At 73.4% G+C, this 1009-nt stretch carries 1 protein-coding gene; it reads right to left on the reverse strand.

All coding sequences use genetic code 11. From position 1 onward, the window contains the following. Positions 1-905: glucose-1-phosphate adenylyltransferase family protein (locus ACI2L3_RS40485; RefSeq protein WP_404757469.1), on the reverse strand; the 905-nt coding region annotated here is incomplete at its 3' end. Positions 906-1009 lie beyond the last annotated feature (104 nt).

The following is a 1009-nucleotide window of genomic DNA, read 5'->3' on the forward strand; positions in this document are numbered from 1 at the left end:
GGGTTGGTGATCAGCGGCCAGCCTTCGGCGGCGACGTCCAGGCCGGTGCCCTCGAGGATCTCCCGGTGGGCGCGGACGTATGCGTCCAGGGTGCCGATGTCCCGCCAGTACCCGACGAGGCGGTGCTCCCGCACGCGCCCCCGCGCCACGAACGCCGGGACGATGCTCTCCCCGTAGTCGCCGAGGGAGGAGCCCACGGGGTCGCCGTCCACATCGGTCTCGCCCTCGTCCTTGGTGGCCGTATCGTACTCGCCCGCCACGAGGTCGCCGACCACCTCGGAGAGCGCGGCGACGTCGAACACGAACACTTCGGTGGCCACGAGCGCGCCCGCCGGGTCCTCCGGCTTGTAGACGTAGTCGGTCACGGCGCCGTCGTCGTCCACCTGCACGACGCCGAAGCGCGAGGGGTCCTCGTCCGTCTCGGTGGTGACCACGGTGAGCTCGGCGCCGGAGCGGGCGTGCTCGGCCAGCACGGGGCGCAGGTCCAGCTGGTACAGGTGGTCTGCGGAGAGCACGACCACGGTCTCGGCGCCGAACTGCTCCAGCAGCGGCAGCTGCTGGGCGATCGCGTGCCCGTTGCCGCGGGCGAAGCCCTCCTCGGCGCGGCCCTGCGCGGGGGGCAGGAGCCGCAGGCCGTGGCGGGTGCCGTCGAGATCCCACGGCCGGCCGCCGGCCAGGTGCTGGTTGAGCGTGAAGGGGCGGTACTGCTCCACGACCCACACGTCCCGCAGGCGCGAGTGGGCCAGGTTGGACAGCACGACGTCGATCAGCCGGTACTGGCCCGCCAGCGGCACCATCGGCTTGGCGCGGGCCGCGGTGAGCGGCATGAGGCGGCCGCCGGTGCCACCGGCCAGCACGAGCGCGACGACGGCGCCCTCCGGGTCCTTCGGGAACGGGTCGGCCATGACTTCTCCTCGGGTCGGGGCGGGTTCAGCGTAGGGAGCGGGGACCACACGTGGCCACCGTTCGGGTGCGTCCGGCTCAGCTCTGGCAGTGCGGGCACCACCAC

Source organism: Streptomyces sp. NPDC029674, assembly GCF_044903205.1.
GTDB lineage: Bacteria > Actinomycetota > Actinomycetes > Streptomycetales > Streptomycetaceae > Streptomyces.